Source organism: Variovorax boronicumulans, assembly GCF_009811375.1.
In the GTDB taxonomy this organism is placed as follows: Bacteria; Pseudomonadota; Gammaproteobacteria; order Burkholderiales; family Burkholderiaceae_C; genus Variovorax; species Variovorax boronicumulans.
Genome location: NZ_BKDH01000001.1, coordinates 1,790,611 through 1,805,208, shown reverse-complemented (window position 1 = coordinate 1,805,208; position 14,598 = coordinate 1,790,611). Strand labels below are relative to the sequence as shown.

16 protein-coding genes are annotated in these 14,598 nt (G+C 68.6%); 8 read left to right on the top strand and 8 right to left on the bottom strand.

The window, feature by feature from the left end:
* Positions 1-20: 20 nt before the first annotated feature.
* The gene (locus VHAB30_RS08135; RefSeq protein ID WP_159276554.1) at positions 21-2,408 is read right to left on the bottom strand and encodes a YgiQ family radical SAM protein; all 2,388 of its coding nucleotides are present in this window, start codon (positions 2,406-2,408) and stop codon (positions 21-23) included.
* A 156-nt stretch (positions 2,409-2,564) separates the two neighbouring features.
* Here VHAB30_RS08135 and VHAB30_RS08130 point away from each other — a divergent pair, with 156 nt between their 5' ends.
* The gene (locus tag VHAB30_RS08130) at positions 2,565-3,506 is read left to right on the top strand and encodes a bifunctional helix-turn-helix transcriptional regulator/GNAT family N-acetyltransferase (RefSeq protein ID WP_235926512.1); all 942 of its coding nucleotides are present in this window, start codon (positions 2,565-2,567) and stop codon (positions 3,504-3,506) included.
* A 3-nt stretch (positions 3,507-3,509) separates the two neighbouring features.
* Here the strand turns inward: VHAB30_RS08130 and VHAB30_RS08125 are convergent, their stop codons facing one another.
* The 3 genes from VHAB30_RS08125 to VHAB30_RS08115 all read right to left on the bottom strand — a co-directional run bounded on the left by VHAB30_RS08125 (position 3,510) and on the right by VHAB30_RS08115 (position 6,115).
* Positions 3,510-4,292, bottom strand: coding sequence for a 3-hydroxybutyrate dehydrogenase (locus VHAB30_RS08125; protein WP_159276550.1), 783 nt, complete (start codon positions 4,290-4,292; stop codon positions 3,510-3,512).
* A 73-nt stretch (positions 4,293-4,365) separates the two neighbouring features.
* Entirely contained in the window at positions 4,366-5,592 is a 1,227-nt protein-coding gene (locus tag VHAB30_RS08120; protein ID WP_159276548.1) for a patatin-like phospholipase family protein, read from the bottom strand.
* Between the two features lie 73 nt (positions 5,593-5,665).
* Positions 5,666-6,115, bottom strand: a complete 450-nt coding sequence (locus VHAB30_RS08115; RefSeq protein ID WP_070060984.1) for a CHRD domain-containing protein — start codon at positions 6,113-6,115, stop codon at positions 5,666-5,668.
* A 105-nt stretch (positions 6,116-6,220) separates the two neighbouring features.
* On the opposite strand from VHAB30_RS08115, the gene VHAB30_RS08110 reads away from it, so the two are divergent.
* The gene (locus tag VHAB30_RS08110) at positions 6,221-6,775 is read left to right on the top strand and encodes a DUF924 family protein (protein ID WP_159276546.1); all 555 of its coding nucleotides are present in this window, start codon (positions 6,221-6,223) and stop codon (positions 6,773-6,775) included.
* On the opposite strand, the gene VHAB30_RS08105 is transcribed toward VHAB30_RS08110, so the two are convergent.
* Positions 6,772-7,701: a YihY/virulence factor BrkB family protein gene (locus tag VHAB30_RS08105; protein ID WP_159276544.1), complete on the bottom strand. Its 930-nt coding sequence runs from the start codon at positions 7,699-7,701 to the stop codon at positions 6,772-6,774. The two genes, VHAB30_RS08110 and VHAB30_RS08105, sit on opposite strands and share 4 nt — an antisense overlap.
* A gap of 46 nt (positions 7,702-7,747) precedes the next feature.
* Between VHAB30_RS08105 and VHAB30_RS08100 the strand changes: the two genes are divergently transcribed.
* The 3 genes from VHAB30_RS08100 to VHAB30_RS08090 are packed head-to-tail and all read left to right on the top strand — an operon-like array spanning position 7,748 to position 9,945.
* Positions 7,748-8,338, top strand: coding sequence for a chromate transporter (locus VHAB30_RS08100; protein WP_159276542.1), 591 nt, complete (start codon positions 7,748-7,750; stop codon positions 8,336-8,338).
* Positions 8,335-8,934, top strand: coding sequence for a chromate transporter (locus VHAB30_RS08095; protein WP_062481069.1), 600 nt, complete (start codon positions 8,335-8,337; stop codon positions 8,932-8,934). Before VHAB30_RS08100 ends, VHAB30_RS08095 begins: the two co-directional genes overlap by 4 nt.
* Before the next feature lie 45 nt (positions 8,935-8,979).
* Positions 8,980-9,945, top strand: coding sequence for an aldo/keto reductase (locus VHAB30_RS08090; protein ID WP_159276540.1), 966 nt, complete (start codon positions 8,980-8,982; stop codon positions 9,943-9,945).
* Positions 9,946-9,952: 7 nt separating this feature from the next.
* On the opposite strand, the gene VHAB30_RS08085 is transcribed toward VHAB30_RS08090, so the two are convergent.
* Positions 9,953-10,474 carry a GNAT family N-acetyltransferase gene (locus VHAB30_RS08085; protein ID WP_159276539.1) on the bottom strand — a complete coding sequence of 174 codons (522 nt, stop codon included), beginning with the start codon at positions 10,472-10,474 and terminating at the stop codon, positions 9,953-9,955.
* A gap of 42 nt (positions 10,475-10,516) precedes the next feature.
* On the opposite strand from VHAB30_RS08085, the gene VHAB30_RS08080 reads away from it, so the two are divergent.
* From VHAB30_RS08080 to VHAB30_RS08075, 3 genes are all read left to right on the top strand, one after another.
* Positions 10,517-11,116, top strand: a complete 600-nt coding sequence (locus tag VHAB30_RS08080; RefSeq protein ID WP_159276537.1) for a helix-turn-helix domain-containing protein — start codon at positions 10,517-10,519, stop codon at positions 11,114-11,116.
* 120 nt (positions 11,117-11,236) lie between these two features.
* Positions 11,237-11,407, top strand: coding sequence for a hypothetical protein (locus VHAB30_RS30950; protein WP_167395039.1), 171 nt, complete (start codon positions 11,237-11,239; stop codon positions 11,405-11,407).
* Between the two features lie 115 nt (positions 11,408-11,522).
* On the top strand, positions 11,523-12,728 hold the full coding sequence (locus tag VHAB30_RS08075; RefSeq protein WP_159276535.1) for an NAD(P)/FAD-dependent oxidoreductase: 1,206 nt from the start codon (positions 11,523-11,525) through the stop codon (positions 12,726-12,728).
* A 7-nt stretch (positions 12,729-12,735) separates the two neighbouring features.
* Here the strand turns inward: VHAB30_RS08075 and rlmB are convergent, their stop codons facing one another.
* Together rlmB and VHAB30_RS08065 are read right to left on the bottom strand one after the other, a co-directional pair.
* Positions 12,736-13,482, bottom strand: a complete 747-nt coding sequence (gene rlmB / locus VHAB30_RS08070; protein ID WP_062481059.1) for a 23S rRNA (guanosine(2251)-2'-O)-methyltransferase RlmB — start codon at positions 13,480-13,482, stop codon at positions 12,736-12,738.
* Positions 13,483-13,606: 124 nt separating this feature from the next.
* Positions 13,607-14,596, bottom strand: a complete 990-nt coding sequence (locus VHAB30_RS08065; RefSeq protein ID WP_159276532.1) for a hypothetical protein — start codon at positions 14,594-14,596, stop codon at positions 13,607-13,609.
* Between the last annotated feature and the right edge of the window lie 2 nt (positions 14,597-14,598).

The window sequence follows — 14,598 nt, the reverse complement described above, 5'->3', positions numbered from 1 at the left end:
CGCGCCTTCAACTCAACGCCTCAACGCACCTTGCGTGAAGGCTTGTTGAGCGGCTTGCCACCGCTGCCGTTGTCGCGCGGCGGCAGGCCCGTGTGCTGCGTGAGGATGCGGCCCTTGGAGGGCTTCACCGGCGCCAGCCGGACCGGTGCCGCGGCCTTGGCGGCCACCGGCGCGGAGGTCGAGTTCTTGCGGCGCGCGCTCGTGTAGCCGCCATCGGTCAACGGCTGCCACGTCGGGATCAGGTGGTGCTTGCCGTTGCCGATGAGGTCGGCGCGGCCCATGCTCTTCAGGGCTTCGCGCAGCAGCGGCCAGTTGTTGGCATCGTGGTAGCGCAGGAAGGCCTTGTGCAGGCGGCGACGCTTGTCGCCGCGCACGATGTCCACCGTCTCGCTCTCGCGCGTGATCTTGCGCAGCGGGTTCTTGTTGGTGTGGTACATCGTCGTCGCCGTGGCCATCGGGCTCGGGTAGAACGTTTGCACCTGGTCGGCGCGGAAGCCATTCTTCTTGAGCCAGATCGCGAGGTTCATCATGTCCTCGTCGCTGGTGCCCGGATGCGCGGCGATGAAGTACGGAATGAGGTACTGCTTCTTGCCCGCCTCGGCCGAGTACTTCTCGAACATCTGCTTGAACTTGTCGTAGCTGCCGATGCCGGGCTTCATCATCTTCGTGAGCGGGCCCTGCTCGGTGTGCTCGGGCGCGATCTTCAGGTAACCGCCGACGTGGTGCTGCACCAGCTCCTTCACGTACTCGGGCGACTGCACGGCCAGGTCGTAGCGCAGGCCGGAACCGATGAGGATCTTCTTGATGCCCTTGAGCGCCCGCGCGCGGCGGTAGATCTTGATGAGCGGGTCGTGGTTGGTGCCCAGGTTCGGGCAGATGCCCGGGTACACGCAGCTGGGCTTGCGGCACGCCGCCTCGATCGCGGGGCTCTTGCAGCCCAGGCGGTACATGTTGGCCGTGGGGCCGCCCAGGTCGGAGATGGTGCCGGTGAAGCCGCTGACCGAATCGCGGATGGCCTCGACCTCCTTGATGATCGAGTCTTCCGAACGGCTCTGGATGATGCGGCCCTCGTGCTCGGTGATCGAGCAGAAGGTGCAGCCGCCGAAGCAGCCGCGCATGATGTTCACGCTGAAGCGGATCATTTCCCACGCGGGGATCTTGGTCGCGCCGTCGTGGCTGCCGTTCTCGTCGGCGTAACGCGGGTGCGGGCTGCGCGCGTACGGCAGGTCGAACACGTGGTCCATCTCGGCCGTGGTGAGCGGAATGGGCGGCGGGTTGATCCACACGTCGCGCGCCGTGGCGCCCTCGCCGTGCGCCTGCACGAGCGCGCGGGCGTTGCCGGGGTTGGTTTCCAGGTGCAGCACGCGGTTGGCGTGGGCATAGAGCACCGGGTCGCTGCGCACCTGCTCGTACGACGGCAGGCGGATCACCGAGCGGTCGCGCGGCGGCACGGCGATCTTGCCGCGGCCTTGCAGCGCCGGGTTGGGCACGAAGTTCAGCGGCTTGATGGCGGGGTTGACGACCGAACCGGCGGCAGAGCCCGCGGCTTCGGCGGCCTTGGCGACAGCTTCGGCCTCGTCTTCCTTCGCGCAGGTGGCGCCGTTGGCCTTGGCCTGGTCGGACACCATCAGGTACGGGTTGACGTGCGCCTCGACGCGACCGGGCTCGTCCACGCTGGTGGAGTTGATCTCGAACCAGGCCTCGGGCGTTTCGCGCCGCACATAGGCGGTGCCGCGCACGTCGGTGATCTGCTGCACCGGCTCCTTGGCGGCCAGGCGGTGCGCGATCTCGACGATGGCGCGCTCGGCGTTGCCGTACAGCAGCAGGTCGCACTTGGCGTCGACGACGATGGAGCGGCGCACCTTGTCCGACCAGTAGTCGTAGTGCGCGATGCGGCGCAGGCTGCCTTCGATGCCGCCGAGGATGATCGGCACGTCGTTCCAGGCTTCCTTGCAGCGCTGCGAATACACGATGGCCGCACGGTCGGGGCGCGAGCCGCCGACGTCGCCGGGGGTGTAGGCATCGTCGCTGCGGATCTTCCGGTCCGCCGTGTAGCGGTTGATCATCGAATCCATGTTGCCGGCCGTGACGCCGAAGAACAGGTTCGGCTTGCCCAGCACCTTGAAGGGCTCGGCGCTTTGCCAGTCGGGCTGCGCGATGATGCCCACGCGAAAGCCCTGCGCCTCGAGCATGCGGCCGATCACCGACATGCCGAAGCTGGGGTGGTCGACGTAGGCGTCGCCCGTGACCACGATGATGTCGCAACTGTCCCAGCCGAGCGCGTCCATCTCCTTGCGCGAGGTCGGCAAGAACTTGGCCGTGCCGAAACGGGCCGCCCAGTACTTGCGGTAGCTGGTCAGCGGCTTGGCGGCGCGCGCAAAAAAAGAGACGTCGACGGGGGCGTTCATCGGTGGGAGCGGACAGCGCCGGGGCGCCGCCTGTGTGGGCAACCCTCGATTTTAGGGTTTTCCAGCATTTCTGTCGCCCTGAAGATCCCTCGCCCCGGAATGAGCGGGACTTCTTTTAATTGCCAAAGTCAATCAATTTGCATGACAATGGCAACCATGTCCGCGCCAACCCCCTCCGTAGACCCGTCCGCCGTCAAGGCCATCCGCCGGTTCAACCGCTTCTACACGCGCCGCATCGGTGCCCTCGACCCCTACCTGGGCAGCGACCTGTCGCTGACCGACGTGCGCGTGCTCTACGAGCTGGCGCACCGCGAAACCCCCGTCGCCAGCGAGATCGGGCGCGACCTGGGCTTCGACGCCGGCTACCTCAGCCGCATCCTGCGCCGCTTCGAAACCCACGGCTGGCTCACGCGCGAGCCGCACCCGCGCGACGCGCGCCAGAGCGTGCTGCGCCTGACCGAAGCCGGCCACGCCGCATTTGCGCCGCTGCAACAGAAATCGCGCGACGAAGCCGCCGCCCTGCTCGCCGTGCTGCCGCCGGCGCAGCAGAACCAACTGGTGCAGGCCATGGACACCGTGCAGTCGCTGCTCGAACCGGCCGCATCGCCGGCCCGTCCCCAGGCCGCCGTGCTGCGCGACCCGGCACCCGGCGACATCGGCTGGGTGGTGCAGCAGCACGGCGAGTTGTACGCGCGCGAATACGGCTGGGACCATCGCTTCGAAGCGCTCGTGGCGGGCATCGCGGGCGAGTTCCTGCTCAAGTTCCAGCCCGAATGGGAGCGCTGCTGGATCGCCGAGCTCAACGGCGAGCGCGTCGGCGCGATCTTCGTGGTGCGCAAGTCGGCCACCGTGGCGCAACTGCGCATGCTGATCCTCACGCCCGCCGCGCGCGGGCTGGGCCTGGGCGGGCGCCTCGTGGACGAGTGCATCGCCTTCGCGCGCCGCAAGGGCTACAAGAAGATGACGCTGTGGACCAACAGCTGCCTCACGGCCGCGCGCAGCATCTATGCCAAGCGCGGCTTCCAGCTCACGCATTCGGAGCCGCACGAGGGCTACGGGCAGCCGCAGGTGGGCGAGACGTGGGAGCTGAAGCTGTAGCGCTTACTGCATGTACCAGCCGTGGCTCACCACCAGCGACTGGCCGGTCAACGCATTCGTCGGGAACGCCGCGAACAACAGCGCCACGCGCGCCACGTCATCGGTGGTGGTGAACTCGCCATCCACCGTCTCCTTCAGCATCACGTTCTTGATGACCTGCTCTTCGGTGATGCCCAGCGTCTTCGCCTGCTCGGGAATCTGCTTCTCGACCAGCGGCGTGCGCACGAAGCCCGGGCAGATCACGTTGGCGCGCACGCCGTGCTTGGCGCCCTCTTTCGCGACCGTCTTGGCCAGGCCGATGAGGCCATGCTTGGCCGTGACGTACGGCGCCTTCAGCAGCGACGCTTCCTTCGAGTGCACCGAGCCCATGTAGATCACGCTCCCGCCGCGGCCTTGCGCGTACATGTGCTTCAGGCAGGCCTTGGTGGTGAGGAACGCACCGTCCAGGTGAATGGCGAGCATCTTCTTCCAGTCGGCGAAGCTGAACTCGTCGACCGGATGCACGATCTGGATGCCGGCGTTGCTGATGAGGATGTCGATGCCGCCGAAGGCCTTCGCGCCCTCTTCCACCGAGGCATTGACCTGGTCTTCATTCGTCACGTCGACGCCCACGCCGATGGCCTGCGCGCCCGTGGCCTTCAGCTCGGCGGCGGTGGCGTCGGCCGCGTCCTTGTTGAGGTCGGCAATGATGATCTTGGCGCCTTCCTGCGCGAACAGGATGGCGATTTCCTTGCCGATGCCGCTAGCCGAGCCGGTGATGTAAGCGACCTTGTCCTTGAGTTGCATGGTGAAGCGTCCTTGGAAGTGGTGGATAGGAAAAGAGCGAGCAAGAACCGGGCACGCGCCCGGCCGTCTTCCCTCAGCGCGACAGCCCCGGCCGCTTGATGCGCCCGGTGCCCGGCTCGCCGAGGTCGAAGGTGGTCACGCCATTCACCGTGGCGTCGGCACGCAGCGTCTCGGGGTGCGCAAGCGTCTTGCCCATGTCGCGCACGCCCGATTCCCAGTGCTCCTCGACCGCGGCACGCGAGAACTCGTAGTCCTTCGACTCGAGCTCGTACGACTTGTCGCGGTAGATCAGGTGAAAGATGTCGATCGGCTCGTGCGTGAGCTGCGCCTGCACCTCGACCACGCTCGGGTCGTTGCGCAGGCCGGGCGGCAGCTTGGCGATCAGGTCGGCAATGGCCTGCTGCAGGTTCATGTTGGCCGCCAGCGCATCGGTGTTCAGGCGCGTGCGGCTCGAGTAGGTGATGTCCTTCTGGCGTTCCATCACGCCCGACAGCGTGGTCGGCATCTCGCCGCGCGCGTTGAACAGGTCGACCTGCAGCACCACCAGCGCCTCGGAGCGCGGATGCGTGTCGAGCACGTACTGCAGCGGCGTGTTCGAGACGATGCCGCCGTCCCAGTAGTCGTCGCCGTCGATGTGCACCGGCGCAAAGCCCGGCGGCAGCGCGCCGCTGGCCATGATGTGCTCGGGGCCGATGCGCTGGCGCGTGTTGTCGAAGTACACCGAGTTACCGGTGCGCACGTTGACGGCGCCCACGCTGAAGCGCGCCTCGCAGGCGTTGATGCGGTCGAAGTCGATGAGCCGCTCCAGCGTGGCCTTCAGCGGCGAGGTGTCGTAGTAGCTCAACAGCGGCGCGGCGCCGCCCAGCAGCAGGGCCGGCGAATAGCGCGGTTCGAAGAAACCCGGAATGCCGACCAGCGAGGCCATGGTGGCGCTCCACTGGTTCTGCGTGGCGCGGTCGCCCAGCCACGACGGCAGGCGTTGCGCCGGCCCCGAAGACACCAGGTGCCAGAACTCGCGCAGCCGGTCGACCCGCTGCGCGGGCGCGTTGCCGGCAATCAGTGCGGCGTTGATGGCGCCGATCGACACGCCCGCGATCCAGTGCGGCTGCAGGTCGGTCTCGCTGAGCGCGGCGTACACGCCCGCCTGGTAGGCGCCGAGCGCACCGCCGCCCTGCAGCACCAGCGCCTTGCGGGCGGTGCGCATGCCTTCGCGGCGGGCGATGAAGGGATGGGGTGGTGCGTGCGAAGAAGAGGAAGCAGCGGTGGCGGCGCGAGGCTTTTTCTTGGGTGTCGTCGTCATGCGGTCATTGGACACCAGCCCCGCGACAGCCACCTGACCAGGGGCCTTTTCGCGGCTTCGGCCCGGACGAATCTCACATCTTCGGCAGCATCTGCCCGCGGATCTCGCCGCCCGGGTTGGCGGCCGTGTGGATGTTGGCGTACCACTTGCCGGCCACGAGATCGGCCGCCTGCGCCGGCGTGAGCGTGGCCTGGCCCTCGATCGGGCTGGCCGGACTCGCGAAGGGCAGCACCACGCCGGCATTCGCACCCGCGGCGGCGGGGCCGTGGAAGTGGGCCGCCGTGGCCGGGCCGCTCAGGCCTTCGTAGGTGATCTTGTACTTGAGCACGTTGGTGTCGCGGTTGAGCCAGGCCTCGGCCATTCCGCTGCCGCGCGTCATGTTGGGCGGCACCTGGCTGGCCGCGTTCATCGCGCCGCTGAAGCTCGCGACGTTCGACTTCGACATCATTCCGCAGCCGGCCAGTGCGACGGCGGCCAGGCCCGCGACGAGGGTGCTGCGCCAGAGTGTGCGAGTGTTGTTCATGGTCGGGGTCTCCTGTGGATGAAAGCATTCAGCATAGGCAGACGCCGCCTGCGGCCTTGTCGGCCAGCGCCCCTTCTTCGCACGCCTGTGCAAGAGAATGCAACGATGATTTCCGACGACACACTCCCTTCCGCACACGACGTGGTCGCCTTCTGGCGCGATGCCGGACCCGAGCGCTGGTTCGCGAAAAGCGATGCCTTCGATGCCGCATGCATCGACCAGTTGGCCGCCGCCCACCAGGCCGCGGCCAGCGGCCGGCTCGACCACTGGGCCGACACCGGCGAAGGCGCCCTGGCCCTGCTCGTGCTGCTCGACCAGTTCCCGCGCAACGCCTGGCGCCAGAACCCGCACATGCTCGCCACCGACGGCCTCGCGCTGGCCGTGGCGCGCCGCGCCGTCGAGGCCGGCTTCGACCGGCAGGCCGACGCTCTGATGCAGCGCTTTTTCTACCTGCCCTTCATGCACTCGGAGGTGCTGGCCGAGCAGGAGCGTTCGGTCGAACTTAACGCCACGCAGGACGCCAACACGCAGCGCTTCGCCGTGCTGCACCGCGACATCGTGGCGCGCTTCGGACGCTTTCCGCACCGCAACCGGATGCTCGGTCGCACGTCCACGCCCGAAGAGCAGAAGTTTCTCGACGACGGCGGCTTCGCAGGCTAAGCAGTGTCGACGTGCGCGGGCAGCGGCACGTCGCGCGTTGGCGAGGCGTGGCCTGCCGGCTCAGCCAGGGTGTCTTTCATCGAGCCGTAGGTGCGCGCATAGACCCAGGTGAACTCGGCGCCCAGCAGGAAGATCTGCGCCGAGTAGTACACCCACACCAGCACCACCACCAGCGAGCCGGCCGCGCCGTAGCCCGAGGCCACGCTGCTCTTGCCGATGTACAGGCCGATGAGGTGCTTGCCCACGGTGAACAGCAGCGCCGTCACCGCCGCGCCCACCCACACGTCGCGCCACTGCACCTTGGCGCGCGGCATGATCTTGTAGATCATCGCGAAGATCACCGTGACCATCGCGAAGCTGAAGACGAAGTTCACCACCTGCGCCAGCGTGGCCCAGGCACCGAACATCGGCGACCACCACTTGCCCAGCGCAGCCAGCGCCGCGCTCGCCACCAGCGACACCATGAGCAGGAAGCCGATGCCCATGATCATGCTGAACGACAGCAGCCGCACGCGCAGCATGTTGAAGACGCCCTTGTTGCGGGTGCGCGCGGGGGCACGCCAGATGCGGTCGAGCGCGTCCTGCAGCTCGCCGAAGACGGTGGTCGCGCCCACGATCAGCAGCGCGATGCCGACCACCGTGGCCACGATGCCCTCGGTCGGCTTGTTGACCGCCTGCAGCATGCCCTGCACGGCCGCTGCGCCCTGCTCGCCCATGAGGCCCGAGAGCTGCGCGAAGATCTCGCCGCGCGCGGCCTCCTGCCCGAAGACGAGACCGGCCACCGCGATCACGATCAGCAGCAGCGGTGCGATCGAGAACACCGTGTAGTAGGCCAGCGCGGCGCCCATGCTCGGGGCGTAGTCGTTGGACCAGGAAGCGAAAGCGCGCCGGCAGAGATCGAAGAGTGCGCGAAGTCGAATGAGCATGGCGTCGGGTCCCGGTGAAGCAGTGCGCCTACGATAATCGTTCCACATGCATTCGTCCGCCCCTGCCGCGGCATCGCCGCCCGACCACCCGCAGCCCGCGTCGCCACGCGACCTTTTTGTTTCATTCACCTGGCTCGCGCTGCAGGGCTTCGGCGGCGTCCTCGCCATCGTCCAGCGCGAGATGGTCGAGAAGAAGAAGTGGCTCACGCCCGACCAGTTCCTCGAGGACTGGGCCGTGGCCCAGGTGATGCCGGGGCCGAACGTGATCAACCTCGCGCTGATGATCGGCGACCGCTACTTCGGCCTGCGCGGCGCCGTGGCCGCGGTGGCGGGCATGCTCACCGTGCCGCTGTTCGTGATCCTCGCGCTGGCCGTGCTCTACGCGCACTACGCCGCCAACCCGCAGGTGGCGGCCGCATTGCGCGGCATGGGCGCGGTGTCGGGCGGGCTCATTGCCGCCACGGGCATCAAGCTGATCCCGCAGCTGCGCAAGCACCCGCTGGGCTTTGCGACCTGCCTCGTGTTCGTGGCGCTGGTGTTCGCGGCCATCGCGCTGCTGAAGATTCCGCTGGGGTGGGTGCTGCTCGCTGTGGGCGGCGTGGCCTGCCTGTGGACCTGGAAGAAGATCGCGCCATGAACATCGTCATGCAATGGCACGACTGGCTGGCCCTCTTCGGGCAGTACCTGCTGCTGTCGCTGCTGTCGATCAGCGGCGCGATCACCACGGTGCCCGACATGCACCGCTATCTCGTGGCGCAGCACGGCTGGCTCACCGAGGCGCAGTTCACCTCCTCGGTCGCCATCGCCCAGGCCGCGCCCGGGCCCAACGTGCTGTTCGTCGCGCTGATGGGTTGGAACGTCGGGCTCAACGCAGGTGGCGGCATCGGCGCCGGGCCCATGGCCTGGCTGCTGGGCTTCTTCGGCCTGATGGTCACCATGGTCGGCATCATGCTGCCGAGCACCACCCTCACCTACGTCGCCACGCGCTGGGGCCACCGCAACCGCACGCGCCGCGAGGTGCGCGCCTTCAAGCAGGGCATGGCGCCGGTGGTGGTCGGACTGCTCATCGCCACCGGCTGGGTGCTGGCCGGCGGCAACCAGTCGACCGGCGTGCCGGCCTGGCACCTGTGGCTGCTCAGCGGCGTGGCCGCGCTGGTGGTCTGGCGCACGCGCATCCACCTGCTGTGGCTGCTGGGCTGCGGCGCGGCGCTGGGCGCGGTAGGCTTCGTTTGAGCCCTTTTCCTTTCTGCATACTTTTTCTTTCAGGAGCCCTCTGCCATGTCGCAACTTCGTCCGCTCGGCCGTTCCAGCCTTCGGGTGTCTCCCCTCGCCTTCGGTGGCAACGTGTTCGGCTGGACCGTCGACGAGGCTGCCTCGTTCAAGCTGCTCGACGCCTGGCTCGACGCCGGCTTCAACTTCGTCGACACGGCCGACGTCTACTCGGCCTGGGTGCCGGGCCATGTGGGCGGCGAGTCGGAAACGATCATCGGCAAGTGGCTCAAGCACAGCGGCAAGCGCAACCGCGTGGTGCTCGCCACCAAGGTCGGCAAGCCGATGGGCGAAGGCAAGGTGGGCCTGTCGCCCAAGTACATTCGCGAGGCCGTCGAGGCGTCGCTCAAGCGCCTGCAGACCGACTACATCGACCTGTACCAGTCGCACGACGACGATGCGAACACGCCGCTCGAAGACACGCTGGGCACCTTCGACGCGCTCATCAAGGAGGGCAAGGTGCGCGCCATCGGCGCCTCAAACTACACGGCGCCGCGGCTGGCCGAGGCGCTCGACGTGTCGGAACGCCTGGGCATCGCGCGCTACGAGAGCCTGCAGCCGCTGTACAACCTGTACGACCGCGCGGTGTTCGAGGACGCCCTGGAGCCGCTGTGCCTCAAGCGCGAAGTGGGCGTGATCAACTTCTACGCGCTGGCGGCGGGCTTTCTCACCGGCAAGTACCGCACCGAGGCCGATGCGGCCAAGAGCGCGCGCGGCGCCAACACCACGAAGAAGTACCTCAACCCGCGCGGCCTGCGCATCCTCGATGCGCTGGACAAGGTGGCCCAGCAGTACAACGCCAAGCCCGGCCAAGTCGCCATCGCCTGGCAGATCGCACGGCCCGGCGTGACCGCGCCGATCGCCAGCGCCACCTCGCTGGCGCAGCTCGAAGAGCTGGTGGTGGCCACGCAACTCAAGCTGGACGCGGGCACCATCGACATGCTCGACCGGGCCAGCGCCGAGACGTCGGCCTGAGCCTCGGCTAGCCGTCGACCGGGTTCAACGGCGTCGCCAGGATGCGCTGGTAGAACGCCACGTCGAGCCAGCGGCCGAACTTGAAGCCGGCCTGCTGCACGGTGCCTGAATGCGTGAAGCCCAGGCGCTCGTGCAGCGCGATGCTGCCGGCGTTCGACGCATCGATGGCGCCGACCATCACATGCACCTCGCGCGCGATCGCCTCGGCCACGATCGCCTCCATCAGCGTGCGACCCAGGCCCTCGCCGCGGTGCGCGGCATCGACGTACACCGAGTGCTCGACCGTGTACTTGTAGGCCGGAAAGGCGCGGAACGTGCCGTAGCTTGCGAAGCCCAGCAGCTTGCCGTTGTCGTCCACCGCGCCGATCACGGGAAAGCCGCCGGCGCGCTTGGCGGCGAACCACGTCACCATGTTCTCGGGCGTGCGCGGCTTGTAGTCGTACAGCGCGGTGGAGTTGACGATGGCCTCGTTCAGGATCGCCAGGATGGCGCCTGAATGGGCTTCTTCGGTGCAGGCGATGAGACGCATGGTGTTTCTCTGTCGTTCAATATAAGAGAATAATAATCTCATATGGGAAACACTTCACCTTCCACCCCCTCGCCGGCGCCGGCCGATGGCCACATCGATGCGCTCATCGCCACCCGGCTGCTGGCGCTGCGCCAGGCGCAGGGGCTCAGCCTCGCGGACCTGGCCGGGTTGTCGGGCGTGAGCAAGGCGATGATCTCCAAGGTCGAGCGCGCGCAGAGCAGCCCCACCGCCGTGCTGCTGGGCAAGCTGGCCGCCGGCCTCGGGGTCTCGCTGGCGCAGCTTCTCACCGAGGACAAGGCCCAGCCGCAACGGCTGCGCAAACGGGCCGCGCAGGAGGTCTGGCGCGACCCCGAAGCCGGTTACCTGCGCCGCCAGGTCGCCGAGCGCGGCGCGGGCAGCGGCGTGGAGCTGGTCGAGGTCGAACTGCCGCGCGCCGCGCAGGTTGGCTACCCGCGATGGAGCGGCGCGCCGTACCGGCAGAGCCTGTGGATGCTCGAAGGCGCACTGCAGGTCGACTACGGCGACGAGCGCTTCGAACTCGCCCCGGGCGACTGCCTCGACTTCGGCGTCGACCGGCCGCTGGTCTTCAAGGCGCTGGGGGCCACCGCCTGCCGCTACCTGCTGGTCGCCGTTCCCGATTGATTGAACGATTGCCTGACCGATGCGGTAGGCAAGCTCCCACACGCAGAGACGACTCAGGCCGGTCCGGGCCACGGGGTGTGTCGGGATACTGCAAGGCATCTCAGCTACCGGAGCCGCACGATGTCCTTTGCGCTTTACATGATCGGCTTTCTGATCTTCCTGGCCGGGGTCGCCTGGGGCGCCTCGGTGGCCGGCGTGCCCACGCTCTACATCGGCATCGGCGCGCTGATCCTGCTGGGCATCGGCGTCTTCAGCGCCGTGGCCCGCACGCGCAGCAAAGACCCGTCCTGAACGAGCCTGATCGCTTCACAGATCAGTTCACACAGGCTTCACGCCCGGCGCACATGGCGTCGCTAACTTCGCAGGCGCACCACACCCCGTGGTGCGCTTTGCAAGTCAGCCTCCCATGCACGCCTCTTCTTCCTGCCTCTTTTCTCCCCACGCACCTTCCTCGTCGGTCGCGCCCTGCCCCGCACCGGCCTTCGTGAGCGACCCGGGAACGGCCTGCACCCAGGTCGACCTGCTCGTCATCGGCGCGAGCTTTGCCGGGCTGGCCTGCGCCCGTGCCGCCGCCAAGGCCGGCCTGCGCGTGATGGTGCTCGAGAAGAAGGCCGCCGCCGGCGCCAAGCTGCACACCACCGGGATCATCGTCAAGGACGCGGTCGACAGCGTGCCGTGGCTGGCCGAAGTGCCGCCCGCGCTGGTGCGCCGCATCGAGGGCGTGCGGCTGTACGCGCCCGACATGCACCACGTCGACCTGCACGCGCCCGGCTACTGGTTCTGGGCCACCGACGCGCCCGCGCTGCTCGACTGGATGGTGGAGTCCACCCGGGCCTGCGGCGTCGAGGTGCGACTGGGCACGCTGTTCGAGCAGGCGCTGTGGGCGAACGGCCGCTGGGAGGTGCCGGTGGCGCAGGGCCCGTGCATCCGCGCGACCTACCTCGTGGGCGCCGACGGCCCGCACTCGCGCGTCGCCAAGGCACTGGGCCTGTCGCGCAACACGCGCTTTCTCTACGGCGTGGAGCACGAATACCAAGGCGCGCGCATGGCGCCCGATCTGCTGCATTGCTTCATCGACCGCCGGCTCGCGCCGGGCTACATCGGCTGGGCGCTCGATGGCGTCGGCGTGAGCCAGATCGGCCTGGCGCGCCGCATGGGCCGCCACGACACGGGCGCGCTGCGGCTCGATCCGCTCTTGCGCAAGATCGCCGCCGTGGTGTCGCCCGGCGACGCGCCGCCGGTCGCCGTGCGCGCCGGGATGATCCCCTGCGGCGGCGTGCTGCCGGTGGTGGCCCGCGAACGGGCGCTGCTGGTGGGCGATGCGGCGGGCATGGTGTCGCCCGTGACGGCCGGCGGCATCCACACGGCGCTGCAGCACGGCGAGCGCGCCGGTGAGGCCGTGGCGCGCTTCGTGCGCGGCGAGGCGGACGACCCCGCGACGTGGTTCGTGCGCGGCTACCCGCGCTTTCTGATGAAGCGCACGCTGCGCTGGGCTTTCGACCACTTCCAGAGCGACTGGATGTTCAACCGCCTGCTCGGCACGGCGCCGATGCGGCGTGCGGCGGAACTGGTGTACTTCCACCGCAAGGGCAGCGGGCCCGTGGCCCGCTAGGCCCCGCTCAGGCGCTGCGCTGGCGCATCGCCTCGTAGAGGCACACGCCGCTGGCCACCGAGACGTTCAGGCTCTCGACCGCGCCGGCCATGGGAATGCTCACCAGCTCGTCGCAGGTCTTGCGCGTGAGCTGGCGCATGCCCTCGCCCTCGGCGCCCAGCACCAGCGCCAGCGGGCGCTTGAAGTCGCTCTGGTAGATGGTGCCCGGTGCGTCGTCGCTGGTGCCCACGCACCAGATGCTGCGTTCCTTGAGCTCGTTGAGCGTGCGCGCGAGGTTGGTCACCATGAAGTACGGCACCGTCTCGGCCGCGCCGCTCGCCACCTTGGCGACGGTGGCGTTGATGCCGGCCGCATGGTCCTTCGGCGCGATCACCGCATGGGCGCCGGCGCCGTCGGCCACGCGCAGGCAGGCGCCGAGGTTGTGCGGGTCGGTCACGCCGTCGAGCACCAGCAGCAGCGGCACGGTGCCGGCCTCCTCGAGGCCCTCGAGCAGTTCGTCGAGCGAGCGGACCTGGGCCACGGGCTCGACCCGCGCGACCACGCCCTGGTGGCCGTGGCTGCCGCTGAGCTTGGACAGCCGCAGGCCGTCGGCCTCGACCAGCCGCACGCCGGCTTCTTGCGCACGCGCAATGAACTGTTTCATGCGCGCATCGCGCCGGCTGGCGTCGAACATCACTTCGAGCACCGATTTCGGCGCGGTCTTGATACGCACGCCCACGGCATGGAAGCCGAAGATCACTTTAGGGGAAGACATCCCCTGATTATCCCTACCCCCAGGCTTGCCCACTTCGTGTGGCCTCCTCCCCCCTGGAAGGGGGCAACACCAGCGGCCCGGCAAAGTCGGTTCCGCGGTGTTTCTCGAATAAATCCCTCGTCTGTCAGGCCAAGGGCAAGCCGCTGTTCGCGCGGGTGCGTTCGTCGTGCAGTTCCTGCACCACCAGGGCGTTCATGTGCACCTTCAGCGTGTTGCCCACGCTGCCCAGGTACTGGCAGGCGGCATACCCTTCGGCCGCCTTTTCGTAGCGCGCCACCCAGGCGTCGCGCGCGGGCAGCCGGTCGGGCGACACGGGCCAGACGCCCGGGCGCGGGCGCAGGTGTTCGCCGATGCCCACGCGCCAGGGCTTGGCGCTCAGGCGGGCGCGAAAGCAGTTCTGGTTGCGGCACATGCGCGCGTAGACCTTGTCGGCGCCCAGCGTCTGGAACACGTCGGTCACGGCGGCGTCGGACGGTGCGAAGACATCGTGCATGGCCAGCACGCGCAGCCCGGCCGGCGTGCGGTACAAGCGCAGGTGCCAGTCAGGATGCTGGTGGATGAAGCGCTCGACACGCGCCCGTGCGCCCGCCAGCGGATCGCTCTTGTCCTCGACCACGGGCAGGCCCTCCTTGTGGGCGCGCCAGAAGCCGAAGGCCGCCACCAGCATGAACGCGGCCACGCCCGCCATCGCCGAGCGCGTGGCGTAGCCCGCGACCATCGCACCGATGAACGCCGCGCCGATCACCGTCAGCCCGCGTGCGCTGCCGCGCGCGCCCTGGTTCTCGAAGTCGACGTCGACGAACAGCACGTCGGGCGTGTTGAGGCAGCGCGCACCGTAGCCGTTGCGGGTGACGACGCTGTCGCCCTGGCGTTCGACGATCTCCTCGCGGATCGGCACGCCATTGGCGCCGTTGTAGGCCAGCTTGCGTTCGCGGCGCTCCAGCTTTTCGCCGTCGACCACGATGCGGTCATAGGCCTCGCGCGTGCGCTGGTCGGCATGGGCCTGCGCGGCCAGCGGGCTGTCGTCGGACCAGCCGAAACGGCGCACCGTGACCTGCCGGCCGGCCACCCGCTCCTGGATGCGGCCTTCGGCCCAGAACTGGGGAACGATCACGG